The following is a 15976-nucleotide window of genomic DNA, read 5'->3' on the forward strand; positions in this document are numbered from 1 at the left end:
GCTAAGTTACTAATTGAAGTCAATCCCGAGGAGCAGCTCATGCTGAACACCAGAACGATCACGCGCGAGCGCATCGCCGCTGTCGAACCGCGCATCCGGCCCTATGTGCGCCACACGCCCGTCATGCGCGTCGACATGGCGGATTTCGGCGGGCCTGCCTTTCCGGTCGACCTGAAGCTCGAATGCCTGCAGCATTCCGGCTCGTTCAAGGTGCGCGGCGCCTTCACCAATCTGCTCGAACGTCAGGTGCCCGAAGCCGGCGTGGTCGCCGCATCCGGCGGCAATCATGGCGCCGCCGTCGCCTACGCCGCCATGAAGCTCGGACACAAGGCCAGCATCTTCGTGCCGGAGGTCAGCCCGCCGGCGAAGCTCGCGCGCATTCGCGGCTACGGGGCGGAGCTGGTGGTCGGCGGCGCGCGCTATGCCGAGGCGCTGGCCGCCAGCCAAGACTTCGCCGCCAGGACCGGCGCCCTGCAGATCCATGCCTTCAACCAAGAGGAAACGCTGCTCGGTCAGGGCACGCTCGGCCTGGAGATCGAGGCCGACCTGCCGGAAATCGACACGCTGCTGGTCGCCGTCGGCGGCGGCGGCCTGATCGGCGGTATCGCCGCATGGTTCTCGGGCCGCATCCGCATCGTCGCCATCGAGCCCGAGGGCGCGCCGACGCTCTACCGCGCGCTGGAGGCCGGAGAGCCGGTCGATGCGCCCGCCGAAGGCATCGCCGCCGATTCGCTGGCGCCGAAGCGCGTCGGCGAAATGATGTTTCCGATCGCCGAAGCTTTCGTCGAGCGCTCGATCCTGGTCAGCGACGACGACATCGTCGCGGCGCAGAAGGCGCTGTGGGACCGTGCGCGAATCATCGCCGAGCCGGGTGGCGCCGCGGCCTTCGCCGCCATGCTTTCCGGACGCTATATGCCCGCGGACGGCGAGCGCGTGGCCGTCCTGGTCTGCGGTTCGAACACGAATCCCGCCAATTTCTGATCATAACCCGGCCAAACCGCTTCACGTTTTTGGAACCCGCCTCGCCTTTGCCGTGTTTGTTGGTATCCTTCTGGCGATGACGTCCGGGCTATCGCGCCCGGGCAGGAAGGGCCGATGACGGAACGACCCACTTCCAGCGGCGAACGCGGCTTGGCCTCGCGCCTGGCGCTCAGCCGGTTGGCGACACGGGCCTCGATACTCTTCGAGCGCGCCTGGCCGCTCGTGCTGCCCTTGCTGGTCGTCGCCAGCCTGTTCCTCAGCTTTTCATGGTTCGGCCTGTTCCCGCGCCTGCCGGACACCGCGCGCATCGGCCTTCTGATCCTGTTCGCGCTGGCGGCGGTTGCGGCGCTCTATCCGCTGCGCTTCTTCCGCATGCCTTCGGCCGCGGAGGTCGACAGGCGCATCGAGGCGGCGAACGAATTGCTCCACAGCCCGGTACAGGCGCAGACCGACCGGCCGAGCGGCGCCGAGAGCATCTTCTCGCAGGCGCTGTGGCGCGAGCACCAGAAGCGCATGGCCGAGCGGCTCTCGAGCCTCGGCGCCGACCGGCCGCGCAGTAACGTGCCGGACTATGACCGCTGGGGCCTGCGCGCCGTGGCGGGGCTGCTGTTCGTCACCGCTTTGGCCTTCTCCTTCGGACCCTTTGGCGGCAGGGTCGGTGACGCTTTTGTCGCCCGCGCTTCGCACGACACCGTGCCGCCGCGCATCGACGCCTGGGTGACGCCGCCGGCCTATACCGGCAAGGCGCCGCTATTCCTGACCGCCGATGCCAACCAGGCCGTCCAGACCTTTTCCGTCCCGCAAGGCAGCGACATCTCGCTGCGCGTCACCGGCGGCTCGGGCGAGGAAACGCTGAACTACGCCGATCAGGCCGGCAATGACCGCGCCATCGAGCCCGCGGCGCCCCCCGGAGCGCCCAGGGAGACCGCGGCCCCCGCCGCCGGCCAGACGGCACCAAAAGTGCGCCAATTCGCGGATAAGCTGAACACCAACGGCACGCTGACGCTGAAATCGGGCGACAGCGACCTCGGCCACTGGGCGTTTGCCGTCATCCCCGACAAGCCGCCGACGATCCGCTTCGTCGGCGAGCCGAAGCGCGCCGTCAACGGCGCAATGGAGCTCAATTACCAGATCGACGACGATTACGGCGCGGCCTCCGCCAAAGCCGTTTTCGAACTGTCCGATCCACCGGCCGCCAACGCGCATCCGCTCTACGGCCGGCCCGACATGCCGCTGACGCTGCCGCGCCGTGGCGGCAAGGCGAACGCGGCCAAGACGACCAAGGACCTGACCGAGCATGTCTGGGCCGGCAGCAGCATCAAGCTGACGCTGAGCGTCACCGATGATGCCGGTCACACCGCGACCAGCGAGACCAAGACGCTTGTGATGCCCGAGCGGCCCTTCGCCAATCCGCTGGCGCGCGCGGTGGTCGAACAGCGGCGGCTGCTGGCGCTCGACACCAATGCCAAGCCGCGTGTCCTCGACCTGATGGACGCGATCACGCTGCGGCCCGAGGACACGTTCGACAACATGTCGAACTATCTCGCGATCATGAGCGCGCGGAGCCGGCTGAAGCTCTCCGAGAGCGACGACCAGTTGCGCAATGTCGTGTCCTATCTGTGGGAGATCGCGCTCGGCATCGAGGAAGGCAATCTGTCGGCCGCCGAGCGGCGGCTGCGCCAGGCGCAGCAGGCGTTGCAGGACGCCATCAAGAACGGCGCCAGCGATCAGGAGATCGAGAAGGCGATGAAGGAACTGCGCGAGGCGATGAACCAGTTCCTGCAGGAATTCGCCCAGCGCGCGCAGCAGAACCCGAACGCGCCGCAGATGCAGCAGAACGGCCGCGAGCTGCGCCAGAGCGATATCGACCGCATGATGGATCAGATCGAGAATCTGGCCAAATCGGGCGATCGCGACAAGGCGCAGCAGCTTCTCTCGGAGCTGCAGGATATGATGAACAACCTGCAGGCCGGCCGCCAGCAGCCGGGTGGCGAGCAGGATAGCGAGATGCGCCAGCAGATGGACAAGCTCGGCGATATCATGCGCCGCCAGCAGGAGATGATGAACGACACCTTCCGCCTGGACCAGATGCAGCGCGGACAGCGCGGCGAGGGCGGCGAGCAGCAGCAGCTTGGCGAGGATGGCGAACCAGGCCAGCCGAATGACCAGCAGCGGCCGGGGCCAGGTCAGGATCGCGATCCGCTGGGACGCCCGAAAATGTCGCCGAAGGATCTGGCCGATGCGCTGAAGCAGCTGCAGGAAGGCCAGGGCCAGCTGCAAAGCGAGCTCGATCAGTTGAAGAAAGGGCTTGAAGGTCTCGGCATGGAACCCAATGAGGGCTTCGGCGAGGCCGGCAAATCGATGGGTAACGCCGAACGATCGCTCGGCCAGGGCGATGGCGACCAGGCCGTCGGCCACCAGGGCCGTGCGCTGGAAGCCTTGCGCCGCGGCGCCAAGGAGATGATGAAGCAGATGCAGGCCATGCAGGGCGACCAGGGCGGCAGTGAGCAGGGCGGTCGCCAGCAGGACGCCGACCGAGATCCGCTGGGACGGCCGCGCGCCACCAACGGCCCCGATGACGGCACCTCGGTCAAGGTTCCCGACGAGATCGACGTGCAACGCGCCCGCCAGATCCTCGACGCGATCCGCAAGCGGCTCGGCAATGCGCTCAGCCCCGACATCGAGCGCAGCTATCTCGAACGGCTGCTGGAGCTGAAGTAGTCCGTCATCGGGGTGCGAGATTGCCCTGCACATTCAGAACCGGTAGCGTCATGGCCGAGGGCACAGGGCGATGATCGACTTCTGGTTTTCAATCGGCAGCACCTACACCTACCTTTCGGTGATGCGACTGGCGAAGATCCAGGCTGAGACCGGCATCGAGTTTCGCTGGCGGCCATTCAACGTGCGCTCGATCATGATCGCGATGGACAATATCCCCTTCGCCAAGAAGCCGGTGAAGGCCGCCTATATGTGGCGCGACATAGAGCGTCGCGCGGCTATGTACAGGATGGTGCCCAAGCTGCCCGCGCCCTATCCGCTCGCCGAACTTGAGCGCGCCAATCGCGTCGCCGTCATTGCCGCGCGGGAGGGCTGGTGCGAGGCCTATGCCGAGGAGAGCTACCGGCGCTGGTTCGAGATGGGTGAGCCGGCGGGCCGCGAGCCGAACATCTCAGCGAGCATCGAGAAAGCGGGGCAGAAACCGGAACTGATCCTGCCGGAGGCTGACAGCGATGCCACCAAGGCTGATCTCGCCGCCGCGACCGAACAAGCCAAAGCGCTCGGCATTTTCGGCTCGCCGAGTTTCCTCGTCGACGGCGAGCTGTTCTGGGGCGACGATCGCCTGGATGATGCCATGCGCTGGCTCAGGCAGATTGAAAGCGCCCCGCCGGATTAGGCCCGGCCGTCGCGCCCGTCTGCCGGGTCAGCATGAACGCCTCGCGGATCGCGTTCTCCATGCCGTCGATCGCATCGCCGGTCGCCAACGGATTGCGGTGCAGGACGACGTTGGAGGAATCGATGTCGCCGAAGCCGTCGGCGGCCGTCAGCTCGCGGCAATCAGGCGGGATGTTGCTGCGCGAGATCGGCGCGATCGCCAGGCCTGAAGTGACCGCGAGCGTCAGGCCGCCATTGGTGTCGCTGGTGTAGGCGACGCGGTAGTCGAGGCCGCGCTGCTGCAGCGACTTGATGGCGAAGTCGCGGCACCAGCCGTTGCGGCTGTAAAGCGCGATCGGCACCGGCCGCTCCTCATGCATGTGGTGCAGCGTCGATGTCACCCAGACCGTCGGGTCGTGCATCAGCACCTCGCCGCCGGAAGAGCCCTCCCATTCGAACACCACCGCAAGATCGAGCTCACCGGCCGCGAGCGCCCGCACCTGCGAATCCGAATGCGCGTAGCGCACCGTGACCTCGACGCGCGGGTGCCGCTTGGCAAATTCGCCCAGCGCCCGCGACAGGATCGAACGTCCATATTCGGCCGGGATGCCGATGCGCACCAGGCCGCCGAGCGGCGGCGCCACCAGCGAGGCCGCCGTTTCGTCGAGCAGGGAGACGATCCGGCGGGCGTTGACGATGAGCTCGCCGCCACGGCGCGTCAGCGCCACGCCGCGCGAGCCGCGCTCGAACAGATCGTCGCCGACCATGTCCTCGAGCTTCTTCATCTGCATCGATACGGCCGATTGCGTACGCCCGGCTTTCTCCGCCGCACGCGTGAAATTGCCGGTCTCGGCCACCGCGACGAAGGTGCGCAGGAGATCGCTATCGAGGACTGGTCTCATCGGAGTCGCCATAAGAAAACTTGATCGCTGGCATCATTCCAATTCGTTTGCAACATGTCAAACGCCGCGGGATAGTCACTGCACCCATTGGATATGCGACCGCGAAATCGGCCGCGGACCAATCGAAGAGTCCTCACTCGTGCCCGCTGCCTGCAAACGGTGGCGGGTTCTTTTTCGCTGGATCGACCATGCAAAACCGGACGGTGCTTGGCATTCTGAGCCTCTGCCTCGGCGTGCTGGTCTTTTCGCTGCAGGATCCGCTGGTGAAGGCGGTGTCGGCCGGCTATCCGGTGACCGAGGTGATGGCGATCCGCGCCCTCGTCGCGCTGCCGATCCTGATCGTCATTGTCCAGGCCGATGTCGGCCTGAAGGCGGTGCTGTCGAAGCGCTTCGGCATGCTGACGCTGCGCGCCTTCATCCAGTTCTCGTCCTACACGGTCTATTATCTGGCGATCGCCGCACTGCCGTTGGCCGATGCGGTGGCGCTCTATTTCATGGCGCCGCTGTTCATCATGGCGATGGCCGGTCCCTATCTCGGCGAGCGCGTCTCGTGGAAAACGCTGTCTACGGTGCTGATCGGCCTGGTCGGCGTGCTTGTGATGGTGCGTCCCGGCGCCGGCGTGTTCGACTGGGCGGCGCTTTTGTCGCTGGGCTCGGCTTGCCTCTACGGCTTTTCGCAACTGATGGCGCGCCGCATCGGCGACACCGAATCGTCGACAGTAATGGCTTTCTACCAGAACGGCGCCTATCTCAGCGGCGCCGTCGCCGTGGCAACCGTCTTCCACCTTGCCGGCATCACCCATGCGGCGCATCCGAGCGTCGAATTCCTGGTGCGGCCATCGGTGTGGCCGACAATGCCGGATTTCCTGAAGATGGCAGCCTGCGGCCTGGTGGCTTCGGCCGGCATGATCCTGTTGTCGCAGGCCTACCGGATGGCGCCGGCCAACCGCGTCGCCACCTTCGAATATACCGGCATCCTGTGGTCGCCGCTGTGGGGCTTCCTGTTCTTCGCCGAAGTGCCGCGCGAAACCACCGCGCTGGGCGCGGCGCTGATCATCGGCGCCGGCCTGCTTGCGCTCAGCGGCGGGCGTCGGCGAAGTGCCGCGCCGGCGGCAGGCGCGGTTTCAAGCGAAGCAGCTTAACGCCTTGCCGACGCGGGCGCGGATCTCGGCCAGCGTGAACGGCTTTTGCACGACGTCTAGGATGATGCCGTCGAGCTCCTCGGCGCGTTCGCGCTGATCGGCATAGCCGGTCATCAGCATGATCCTCATGGTCGGGAACTCTCTCGCGGCGGCGGTCGCCATCTCGATGCCGTCCATCTCCGGCATGCGGATGTCGGACACCACCAGATCGTAGCCGCCGCGGGCTTGCCGGATCATGACCAGCCCCTGCGCGCCGTCGGTGGCGACGGTGACATTATGGCCGTCGCGCTCCAGCGCGCGGGCGGCGAGGGTGCGGACGGACTCATCGTCCTCGACGATCAGAAGCTTTGCCATGCCGAGATAGATGCCGCCGAAACGTTGATGTTTTCTGAAAATTCTAACGATCGGCAGTTTTTCGGAAGGACCTCGGCACCTCTCAGACGTCGCCCTTCACCACCCCGACAAAGGGCAGCTCGCGGAATGCATGGGCTACATCCATGCCGTAGCCGACGACGAAATAGTCCGGGCAGTCGAAGCCGACATAGTCGGCGTTGAGCGAGGTTTGGCGACGCATCCGCTTGTCGAGCAGCACCGCGATGGCACAGCTCCTGGCGCCGCGCGAAAGCATCAGGTCACGGCTGTAGGAAAGCGTCTTGCCGGATTCCAGTATGTCGTCGATCAACAGCACGTCGCGGCCGGCGACTTCGTTGTCGATGTCGCGCAACACCCTGACCTCGCCGCTCGTGGTGCCGGCGCCATAGCTGGAGATGAAGATGAACTCGACTTCCGGCGACAGGCCGACATCATGCATGGCGCGGATGAGATCGGCGGCGAAGACGAACGAGCCCTTGAGGATCGAGATCACCAGCAGGTCCTGGTAGTCGCGCCCGGCGATCTCCTTGGCGAGCTCGAGATTGCGGCGCGCGATCGCCGATGCCGAAAACAGAACCTCGATGTCCTTGCCGCGCACAACTGGCATAGCTTTCTCCTTCAAGATCGGCAGCAACGTCGGTAGACGGGTTGAGATTCAGGTCAGGCCGAGCCGAACCGGAGCGTACGTTTTAGTACGTGAGCACCGGAAGCGCAGGAAGCCGCTATTTGCAGGCCGGCCTCACCTGAATATCGACCCGTCTAGCCGGCGAAGACGACTGCGACGGTCCTGATGCCGTCTTTAGGCACATCCAAGCGGCTGGAAAAGCCGAATCTTTCTCCGGGCGCCAGGGAACGGTTGGAGGTCCCCAGCCTATAGCGGACGATGTTGGCATTGTTGTCGGTGACGCGGATCTCGAGCGGCGGCAGCGTTTCCCCCGCCGCACCCCGTCATTCGCCGCCTCCCCGTCCACGAACAGCACCGGCTTCAAGCCCGACGCATCGATGCGCGACGTCACGCCGGAAATGGTGAGCGCGCTCGCCGGCGAGGCGGTCGTCCAAAAGGGGCTCTGCCGGACCAGCGCATGCCCTCCCGACACCCAGAAGGAGATCAGCGCTATGCCGACGCCGGCGATCCAGAATATCGGACCGCCGCGTGAAGACCGCGACGGCACGGCCTCCGGCTTGCGCAGCATGCCCATGCCTTCGACGGCCGGCGTCAGCGGGCTCTGTGGCGGGGCCGTCGCCGGCGCCGCGGCAAAACGCGGCAGCACCACATAGTCGGCATCGACGATATCGGCAGCATCGAAAACGACGCGCTCCGCCGCGGCATTTGTTGCCGGACCGGCCATGATTTCGCCGGAAACAGGGCGCGCGGTTCTCTCGTCAGCCATTACGGCACCAATGCAGTCTTCGTTTCTTTTGCGTAAACGGAATTGGTTAACGCTTCCCCACCGGAATGGCTTTGATGCACACCGAACGTCGCAAAATTAACCGCCGGTTAACCATGCCGGCGGATGGTCTGTTAAAGTAGATTGTGGCGCGTCGCCGCCGAAAGTTTCAGGTCGCCGAACGTGATCCGCTTCGAAAATGTCGGCCTCCGCTATGGCATGGGTCCGGAAATCCTCCGCGACATTTCCCTGCACATTCCGGAGCGCTCCTTCCAGTTCCTGAGCGGCCCTTCGGGCGCCGGCAAAACGACCTTGCTGCGCCTTTTGTTCATGTCGCTGAAGCCGACACGCGGGCTGATCACCATCTTCGGCAAAGACCGCTCGCGCATCTCGCGCAGCGAGTTGCCGTTGCTGCGCCGCCGCATCGGCGTGGTGTTCCAGGATTTCCGCCTGCTCGACCATATGACCACCTATGAGAATGTCGCGCTGCCCTTGCGCGTGCGCGGGCGCGAGGAGGCGAGCTACCGCACCGACGTGACCGAGCTTCTGAAATGGGTCGGCCTCGGCGACCGCATGCATGTGCTGCCACCGGTGCTGTCGGGCGGCGAGAAGCAGCGCGCCGCGATCGCCCGCGCGCTGATCGAACAGCCGGAGATCCTTTTGGCCGACGAGCCCACCGGCAATGTCGACCCGCCGCTGGCGCGCCGTCTGCTCAGGCTTTTCATAGAGCTCAACCGGCTGGGCACCGCGGTGGTGATCGCCACTCACGACCTTGGCCTGATGGAGCAGGTCGACGCACGACGGATGATTCTGGCCGGCGGAAGGCTGGACGTCTATGACTGACCTTCCGGCCGATCACCTCCATGAGGGAGCCGAGACGCCGGCCACGGTCCGGCGTGTGCAGCGCAAGACGGCGCCGATCGTGCCGGCCCAGAACATCGCCGGCCGGGCGCTGGTGCTGGTCATCGCCATCATGACCTTCCTGTCCTGCCTCACCTTCGGCGCCGTGACGCTGGTGCGCGATACCGCGTCGAACTGGGAGAACCAGATCTCGCGTGAGGCGACGATCCAGATCAAGCCCGCCGACGGTCTCGACATGGACGCGGCCCTTGCGCAGGCCTCGCAGATCGCCAGCGAGTTCCCCGGCGTGAAGGGCACCAAGATCATCGACCGCGACGCGACGGCGCGCCTTCTGGAGCCATGGCTGGGCAGCGGCCTCAACATCGACGAACTGCCGGTGCCGCGCCTTATCATCGTCACCATCGACGAGGCCAGCCCGCCGGACTTCGCCGCCATGCGCGCCGCCATCACGCCCAAGATCCCGACCGCCGCGCTCGACGACCATCGCACCTGGGTCGACCGCCTGGTCGCCATGGCGCACACGACGGTGACGATCGGCATCGCCGTTTTGGTGCTGATGCTGTCGGCGACGGTGCTGACGGTGGTGTTCGCCACACGCGGCGCCATGGCCGGCAACGGCCATATCATCGAGGTGTTGCATTTCGTCGGCGCCGAGGCGCGCTTCATCGCGCGCGAGTTCCGCTGGCATTTCCTGGTCACCGGCATGAAGGGCGCGGCCACCGGCGGCGCTCTGGCGATCGCCGTCTTCATCGTCTTTTCCTGGTGGTCGTCGCGCAACATGGCCACGCCCCAGGCCGACCAGGCGACCGCTTTGTTCGGCAATTTCGCCATCGGTTCGGCCGGTTATTTCGGCGTAGGCCTGATGGTGCTGGTGATCGGCGCGCTGACCGCCGCCACGTCGCATGCGACTGTCGTCGCCTATCTCAGCGACATCGATGTTCGCCAGCCGGATGCGGGCTGATGATGAGCTCAAACCGAAAACCGTCGCAAGGCGTTGTATACACACGAGACAACGATCACACACGGGATACTTGCCGTAACGCAATGTGCGCCGTCCCGCCTATCAATGGGGCCGTTTCGGAGTTAACCATTAGAAGCTTTCAGGATTAACCTGGGGATGATGGAAGCGCGGGATTCTATCGAGACGGCTGGACGGATGCCGGCGATGCCCATGCGCAGCGCTGTCCCCGCCGGTTTCGGCCGTCTGCGGCTCGCTCTGCGCGTCTGCGGTTTCGTGGTTCTTGCCGCGCTGGTGCTTTTTGCCGGCGGCTTCGGCTGGTTTGCCGACAAGGTCAGCCACATGACGACCCCGACCAATCCGGCCAGGGCCGACGCCATCATCGTGCTCACCGGCGGTCAGTCGCGGCTCGACGCGGCGATGGACCTGCTGGCCTCCGGCAAGGGCGAACGATTGCTGATCAGCGGCGTCCACCCGTCGGCCACCAGGCGCCAGCTGCAGGCGGCGATGGGCGGCGACAAGCAGCTCTTCTCCTGCTGCGTCGACATCGACCGCGCCGCTCTCGACACCATCGGCAATGCCGAGGAAAGCGCCAAATGGGTGGAGAACCACGCCTATGGCAGCATCATCGTTGTCACCAACAACTACCACATGCCGCGCAGCCTGCTCGAGATGAGCCGGCTACTGCATGGCGCGCGCCTGGAGCCCTATCCGGTGGTCAACACCAATCTCGGCAATGGCGGTTGGCTGACCAAGCCGGAAGCGCTGCGCGTGCTGCTGACCGAATACAGCAAATATGTGCTGTCGCTGGCGCGCGGCTTCCTGCCGCTTCGTGCGACGCCTCAGGGCGTCACGCTGGCGGAAGCATCGACTACGGTGAAGAACTAAATTTTAGCCGCCGCATTATCGCGCAAGCGCGCAATCTCCTGCTCCAGGCCGGCTATGCGCCGATCGCGCTCGGCCAGCGCCGCCGCGACATCCGCCGCCTCGAAACGCTGGGGGATGTGCTGCGGGCAATTGGCATCCCAGGCCGTGACCGTGAACAGCATCGCCTGCTCCGGCCGCGCCTTGTAGTCCGCCGGCATCAGCCTCGTTATCAGCTCCGGGTCATTTTCAGCTACCCGCGCCCTGCCCCAGATCTTGATGCGCTGCCTGAGCCTGTAGTCGATCAGGAACAGAAAGGCTCGGTCGTTGTCCTCCAGATTGCCCTGGGTGATGAACTGACGGTTGCCGGAGAAATCGGCAAAGCCGATCACCTGCTCGTCCAGCACCTTGAGGAAGCCGGCCGGCCCGCCGCGATGCTGGATGTAGGGCTGGCCTTGGGCGTTTGCCGTCGCCAGGAACACGCTGGTCTGCGCTTCGATGAAGGCGGCGAGGTCCGGCGTGATCGTTGCCCGCCAGCCGCCGCGCTGCTCGACCCGCGCATAGGACTCGCGCGATCCCTTGCGGGACTGGATGGCCTTGACCGTCGGCGTGAAGGCGACGTCGCTGGTGGTGAATTCATTCATGCCGGCGCTCCTAGAGCATGATGCCGAAAAGTGTGAAGCGGTTTTCGGACGACATCATGCTCTATCTCTTTGATTTAGAGACGGATTCAGGTTTCAGGTCGATTCGACCTGAAATCATCCGGCTCTAGGCAGGATCGCACGTTATTTACCCTCTTCCGAAAATCGGATGTAGAGAGCATATTTGGAACTCATCCTTCCATACTTCGGGAGAATAATGGACCGCCTCGACGCCATGTCGCTGTTCGTCGCCACGGTGGAGGCCGGCAGCCTATCCGGCGCGGCGCGGCGCGCAAGCGTGCCGCTGGCGACCGTCAGCAGAAAACTTTCCGAACTGGAGAAGCACTTGGGGACGCGCCTGCTCAACCGCTCGACGCGGCGCCTGACGCTGACCGACGCCGGCCAGACCTATCTTGCCGCCTGCCGCCGTATCCTCGACGAGGTGAGCGAAGCCGAACGCATGGCGGCCGGCGAATATTCGAGCCCGACCGGCGAGTTGGTCATCACGGCGCCGGTCGTCTTCGGGCGCCTGCATGTCTTGCCGGTGATCACCGGTTTTCTCGCCGTCTATCCGCAAGTGGACGTCCGCCTGACCTTGTCCGACCGGATCACCCAACTGGTCGAGGAGCATATCGATTTGGCCGTACGCATCGGCGAGCTGCCGGATTCGGCCATGGTCGCGATCCGCGTCGGCTCGATCCGCCGCATCGTCTGCGCAAGTCGCCGCCTATCTCGCCATGCATGGCACTCCGGAGAAGCTGGCGGAACTTGCAGGCCACAACTGCATCACCTTCGAAGGTCTTACCGCTCCCGCGACATGGAGCTTCGGGACAGGCAAGGCGGAAACCTCGGTTCCGGTCCGCTCGCGCCTGCAGGTGAACACCGCCGAGGCGGCCATCGATGCCGCGATCGCTGGCCTCGGCCTGACGAAAGTTCTCTCCTACCAGGCCGATGCCGCCGTGCGCGCCGGCGCGCTGCGGGTGGTGCTTGAGCCGTTCGAGCCGCCGCCCTGGCCGGTTAGCCTTGTCCATGCCGGCCGGGGCCGGCTGCCGGTGAAGCTGCGCGCCTTCCTCGATTTCGCCGGGCCGCGCCTGAAGGAGCGGCTGGCGCGGTCACTTTAAGCAATTCCAGGAAAAGCATCGTGGTCAGGTTCGCCGACTTCGCCGTAATCTCCGTCCGAAATTGCGGCGAACAAGAGTGGCCAGCATTCGACCACCGTGCCGTTTCCTTTTTGCCGCCGCTTGGTGTACCAACGCACACTTCCTCACGGGCCTCTTGCATGCTCATCATCCGCTCGCTGGCGTTCAACCTCGTTTTCTATCTTAGCCTGATCGTTCAGATGATCTTCTGGACGCCTTTCTATTTCCTGTCGCCGCGCCACCGCGCCTGGTTCGTGCCGAAATTCTGGTCGCGCACCTCGATGTGGCTCTATGACAAGATCGCCGCGACGAAAAGCGAGATCACCGGTGTCGAGAACCTGCCCGAAGGCTCCTTCATCCTGGCGCCCAAGCACCAGTCCTTCTGGGACGCGATCGCCTTCTTCCCCTATCTCGACGACGCGCTCTACATCCTGAAGCGCGAGCTGACCTGGATCCCCTTCTTTGGCTGGTACATCATGAAGATGCGCATGATCCCGGTCGATCGCGGCAGCCGTTCGAAAGCGCTGAAGGCGGTCGTCGTCGCGACAAGGCAGGAGATGAACCGCAATCCGCGCCAGCTCATCATCTACCCAGAAGGCACCCGCCGCCCGCCAGGCGCCGAGCCGTCCTACAAATACGGCATCGTCGAGCTCTACACGCAGCTCGGCGTTCCCGTGGTCCCGGTGGCTCATGTCGCGGGCCTCTACTGGCCGCGCCGCAAGTTCATGCGCTATCCGGGCACCATCAAGGCCCGTTTCTTGCCCGCGATCCCGCCTGGGCTCGGCAAGGAGGAATTCATGCAGCGGCTGATCGGCGAAACCGAAGCCGCCTGCGATCAGCTTTTGGTCGAGGCGGCGCAAGCGCCGAACCCGCCGCCCATGCCGCCGACCGCGGTCAAGCGCCTGGCCGAACTCGGCATAACCGCGAAGTCCTGATCGGTTACCGCAGCGCCGCCAGCAGAGTTGTCAGCACCAGCGTCGCCGCAAACACCAGATTGATGATCCGCGACGTCAGCGGATGGCGCAGGAACCGCGCGAAAGCCGTTCCGGCGAGCAGCCACACGACATGGATGGCGACGATCATCGCGGTAAGCACCAGCAGTCTGGTGGAAACGCCGAGCGGATCGTCCTGCGAGGCGGCGCCGGCGAAGACGGCGGCGATCGCCACATAGGCTTTCGGATTGGCGACGGCGAGCATGAAGCCGCCGGGAAAATCGGGCTTCGTCGCCGTGCTGCCACGCTCGGCCAATGGCGGCGCGGTCGCAATCCTGAAGGCGAGATAAAGGATGTAGGCGGCCGAAAGAATCGCCAGCACCATGGCTAGGCCGGGGATCGAGGCGAGCATGCCGACGATGCCTGCGGCGACGACCAGAAGCACGGCGATGGTTCCAAGAACCACGCCCCATGTGTAACTCAGCGAAGCGCGCAGACCGAAAGCCACGCCGACCGCGGTCACGCTGATAGTCGCGGGTCCCGGGCTGCCCATGACGACCGTCGCCGCCAGCACCAGCGCCAGTATTTGCTGCCAGGGCTGCGCTCCAGACAGAGCTTCTCCGGTCATGCCGAACCTCAATTCCTGCCGCGTTGCGGCAAGGAACTATCGCGAGGTTCCTGCATGGTCTTGGACGATCGTGCGCGGACTTGCCTGACCGGGCGTGTTGCTAGGAGCTGGCGCGATCGAGGGCGGCGATGTCATCCGCTGAAAGCTTGAGCGATGCGGCGCGGATCAAACTGTCCATCTGGGCCGGCGTCGTGGCGCTGGCGATCGGGGCAGCGATGCCCGGACGCGCGATGATCCAGGCCAGCGCCACTTCCGCCTGCTTTGCCGAATGGCGCTCGGCCACGGCATCGAGCGCGGCAAGGATGCGCATGCCGCGCTCGTTGAGATAGCCGGCCACGCCCTCGCCGCGCGCGCTTTGGCCGAGATCGGCCTTGCTGCGGTATTTGCCGCTCAAAAATCCCTTGGCCAGGCTGAAATAGGTGATGACGCCGATATCCTCGGCCTTGCAGAGGTCGAGCAGCGGTCCGTCGAGCGAGGAGCGGTCGTACAGATTGTATTCAGGCTGCAGAACCTCGTAGCGCGGCAGGCTGCGCAGGCTGGCGACGTCGAGCGCGGCGCGTAGCTGTCCGGCATCGAGATTGGAGCAGCCGGGATAGCGGATCTTGCCCTTTTCGAGCAGGCGCTGATAGGCGCCGAGCGTTTCCTCATAGGGCGTGGCCGGATCGGGCCAGTGCGACAGGTAGAGGTCGATGACATCGACCTGCAGCCGCTTGAGCGACGCGTCGACCGCCTTTTCGATATAGGCGGCGGAGAGGTCCTTCTTGCCTTGCCCCATATCGGAGCCGACCTTAGTGATGACGATGACCTTGTCGCGGTTGCCGCGGCTCTTCATCCAATTGCCGATGATGGTTTCCGATTCGCCGCCCTTGTTGCCGGGAACCCAGCGCGAATAGGAATCGGCCGTATCGACTGCGTTCAGGCCCGCGCCGACGAACCGGTCGAGCAGGTCGAAGGAGGTCTTCTCGTCGGCGGTCCAGCCGAAGACGTTGCCGCCCAGGACCAGCGGCGCGATGAAAAGATCGGTTCGACCGAGACGACGTTTCTGCAAGACTGATCTCCATTGTGCTGGAACGGGCCTGACGCCCAGGGATGGGATGCCGCTAAGCTAGGTCGTGGCCGACCGAGGTCAAAGGCATGGTTTTGCTTTTTGATCGGACCAGAGCAATTCCAGCAAAGGTGTGTCGCGGTGTTGCGTCCCGAATTGCGTAAACAAAAAGCCGCTCACGAAGGCGCGACCCGGCGGCCCACCTCCTCCAGCCAGTGATCGCGGATGCCGAGCGCCTCGAGATGTTCGAGCGTGCTCAAGACATAGTCCTCGTTCCGCCCGGATTGGCCGACGGCGCCGCGAACGAGTTCCGCCGCGTGACCGGCGTCGAGCGCGCCGGCATATTGCTCATGACGCCGGTCGACGATGTAGGCGACCGCCTCGACCATGCCCCCGCCATCCAGCCGGATGTCGAGCACGCGTTCGAGATAGACGCTGGTCACCAGCTCGCGCTCGCGCAGATAGGAAAGCACCTCGTCGCGCAAATTGCCGGGGACACGATAAGCCAGGCCGATGCAGGAGCCGCCCCGGTCGAGACCGAGCACCAGGCCAGGCCGTCCGCGGGTGCCGCGATGCACGAAGGAATAGACGCAAAGCGAGCGGCGATAGCCGTAAAGCCGGGCACGGCGCGTCTCAACATGGGCAAATCCGGGCCGCCAGATCAGCGACCCATAGCCAAAAACCCAAAAATCGCCCATATCGCCAAGCCTGATCGCGTTCGAGTGAACGACACCGCACCGCCGGAGTGCTT

Annotated in this window: 16 protein-coding genes and 1 pseudogene; 9 read left to right on the forward strand and 8 right to left on the reverse strand. The window is 65.0% G+C overall.

Features of this window, described 5'->3' with window-relative positions:
• Window positions 1-39: 39 nt before the first annotated feature.
• The 3 genes from ACVMIM_RS00395 (at window position 40) to ACVMIM_RS00405 (ending at window position 4375) form a co-directional block, all read left to right on the forward strand.
• Window positions 40-981, forward strand: coding sequence for a threonine/serine dehydratase (locus ACVMIM_RS00395; protein WP_476109706.1), 942 nt, complete (start codon window positions 40-42; stop codon window positions 979-981).
• 114 nt (window positions 982-1095) lie between these two features.
• The gene (locus tag ACVMIM_RS00400) at window positions 1096-3702 is read left to right on the forward strand and encodes a TIGR02302 family protein (protein WP_476109707.1); all 2607 of its coding nucleotides are present in this window, start codon (window positions 1096-1098) and stop codon (window positions 3700-3702) included.
• Window positions 3703-3772: 70 nt separating this feature from the next.
• A complete protein-coding gene (locus ACVMIM_RS00405; RefSeq protein ID WP_476109708.1) occupies window positions 3773-4375 on the forward strand; it encodes a DsbA family protein in 603 nt (200 codons plus the stop codon).
• Here ACVMIM_RS00405 and ACVMIM_RS00410 read toward each other — a convergent pair.
• Window positions 4344-5255: a LysR family transcriptional regulator gene (locus ACVMIM_RS00410; RefSeq protein WP_476109710.1), complete on the reverse strand. Its 912-nt coding sequence runs from the start codon at window positions 5253-5255 to the stop codon at window positions 4344-4346. The two genes, ACVMIM_RS00405 and ACVMIM_RS00410, sit on opposite strands and share 32 nt — an antisense overlap.
• A gap of 188 nt (window positions 5256-5443) precedes the next feature.
• On the opposite strand from ACVMIM_RS00410, the gene ACVMIM_RS00415 reads away from it, so the two are divergent.
• Window positions 5444-6397 carry a DMT family transporter gene (locus tag ACVMIM_RS00415; protein WP_476109712.1) on the forward strand — a complete coding sequence of 318 codons (954 nt, stop codon included), beginning with the start codon at window positions 5444-5446 and terminating at the stop codon, window positions 6395-6397.
• Here the strand turns inward: ACVMIM_RS00415 and ACVMIM_RS00420 are convergent.
• The 3 genes from ACVMIM_RS00420 to ACVMIM_RS00430 form a co-directional block, all read right to left on the reverse strand.
• A complete protein-coding gene (locus ACVMIM_RS00420; RefSeq protein WP_040998572.1) occupies window positions 6380-6751 on the reverse strand; it encodes a response regulator in 372 nt (123 codons plus the stop codon). The genes ACVMIM_RS00415 and ACVMIM_RS00420 overlap by 18 nt on opposite strands.
• Before the next feature lie 82 nt (window positions 6752-6833).
• On the reverse strand, window positions 6834-7376 hold the full coding sequence (hpt, locus tag ACVMIM_RS00425) for a hypoxanthine phosphoribosyltransferase (protein ID WP_476109714.1): 543 nt from the start codon (window positions 7374-7376) through the stop codon (window positions 6834-6836).
• A 115-nt stretch (window positions 7377-7491) separates the two neighbouring features.
• On the reverse strand, window positions 7492-8160 hold the full coding sequence (locus ACVMIM_RS00430; RefSeq protein ID WP_476109716.1) for a hypothetical protein: 669 nt from the start codon (window positions 8158-8160) through the stop codon (window positions 7492-7494).
• A 180-nt stretch (window positions 8161-8340) separates the two neighbouring features.
• Between ACVMIM_RS00430 and ftsE the strand changes: the two genes are divergently transcribed.
• The 3 genes from ftsE to ACVMIM_RS00445 all read left to right on the forward strand — a co-directional run bounded on the left by ftsE (window position 8341) and on the right by ACVMIM_RS00445 (window position 10864).
• Complete coding sequence (gene ftsE / locus ACVMIM_RS00435; RefSeq protein ID WP_040998894.1) at window positions 8341-9000, forward strand: cell division ATP-binding protein FtsE; 660 nt, start codon at window positions 8341-8343, stop codon at window positions 8998-9000.
• Entirely contained in the window at window positions 8993-9979 is a 987-nt protein-coding gene (locus ACVMIM_RS00440) for a cell division protein FtsX (RefSeq protein ID WP_476109718.1), read from the forward strand. The genes ftsE and ACVMIM_RS00440 overlap by 8 nt, the downstream gene beginning before the upstream one ends.
• A gap of 210 nt (window positions 9980-10189) precedes the next feature.
• Complete coding sequence (locus ACVMIM_RS00445; protein WP_476109720.1) at window positions 10190-10864, forward strand: YdcF family protein; 675 nt, start codon at window positions 10190-10192, stop codon at window positions 10862-10864.
• Here the strand turns inward: ACVMIM_RS00445 and ACVMIM_RS00450 are convergent.
• Window positions 10861-11484, reverse strand: a complete 624-nt coding sequence (locus ACVMIM_RS00450) for a pyridoxamine 5'-phosphate oxidase family protein (RefSeq protein WP_476109722.1) — start codon at window positions 11482-11484, stop codon at window positions 10861-10863. The two genes, ACVMIM_RS00445 and ACVMIM_RS00450, sit on opposite strands and share 4 nt — an antisense overlap.
• Before the next feature lie 214 nt (window positions 11485-11698).
• Here ACVMIM_RS00450 and ACVMIM_RS00455 point away from each other — a divergent pair.
• Window positions 11699-12602, forward strand: a pseudogene (locus ACVMIM_RS00455) (LysR family transcriptional regulator).
• Window positions 12603-12760: 158 nt separating this feature from the next.
• Window positions 12761-13555: a lysophospholipid acyltransferase family protein gene (locus tag ACVMIM_RS00460; protein WP_040998585.1), complete on the forward strand. Its 795-nt coding sequence runs from the start codon at window positions 12761-12763 to the stop codon at window positions 13553-13555.
• Window positions 13556-13559: 4 nt separating this feature from the next.
• Here ACVMIM_RS00460 and ACVMIM_RS00465 read toward each other — a convergent pair whose 3' ends face one another.
• The 3 genes from ACVMIM_RS00465 to ACVMIM_RS00475 form a co-directional block, all read right to left on the reverse strand.
• A complete protein-coding gene (locus ACVMIM_RS00465) occupies window positions 13560-14180 on the reverse strand; it encodes a LysE family translocator (RefSeq protein ID WP_476109724.1) in 621 nt (206 codons plus the stop codon).
• A 100-nt stretch (window positions 14181-14280) separates the two neighbouring features.
• Window positions 14281-15228, reverse strand: coding sequence for an aldo/keto reductase (locus ACVMIM_RS00470; protein WP_476109726.1), 948 nt, complete (start codon window positions 15226-15228; stop codon window positions 14281-14283).
• A 173-nt stretch (window positions 15229-15401) separates the two neighbouring features.
• Window positions 15402-15923, reverse strand: a complete 522-nt coding sequence (locus tag ACVMIM_RS00475; RefSeq protein WP_476109727.1) for a gamma-glutamylcyclotransferase — start codon at window positions 15921-15923, stop codon at window positions 15402-15404.
• Between the last annotated feature and the right edge of the window lie 53 nt (window positions 15924-15976).

The organism is Mesorhizobium sp. USDA 4413, assembly GCF_056280365.1.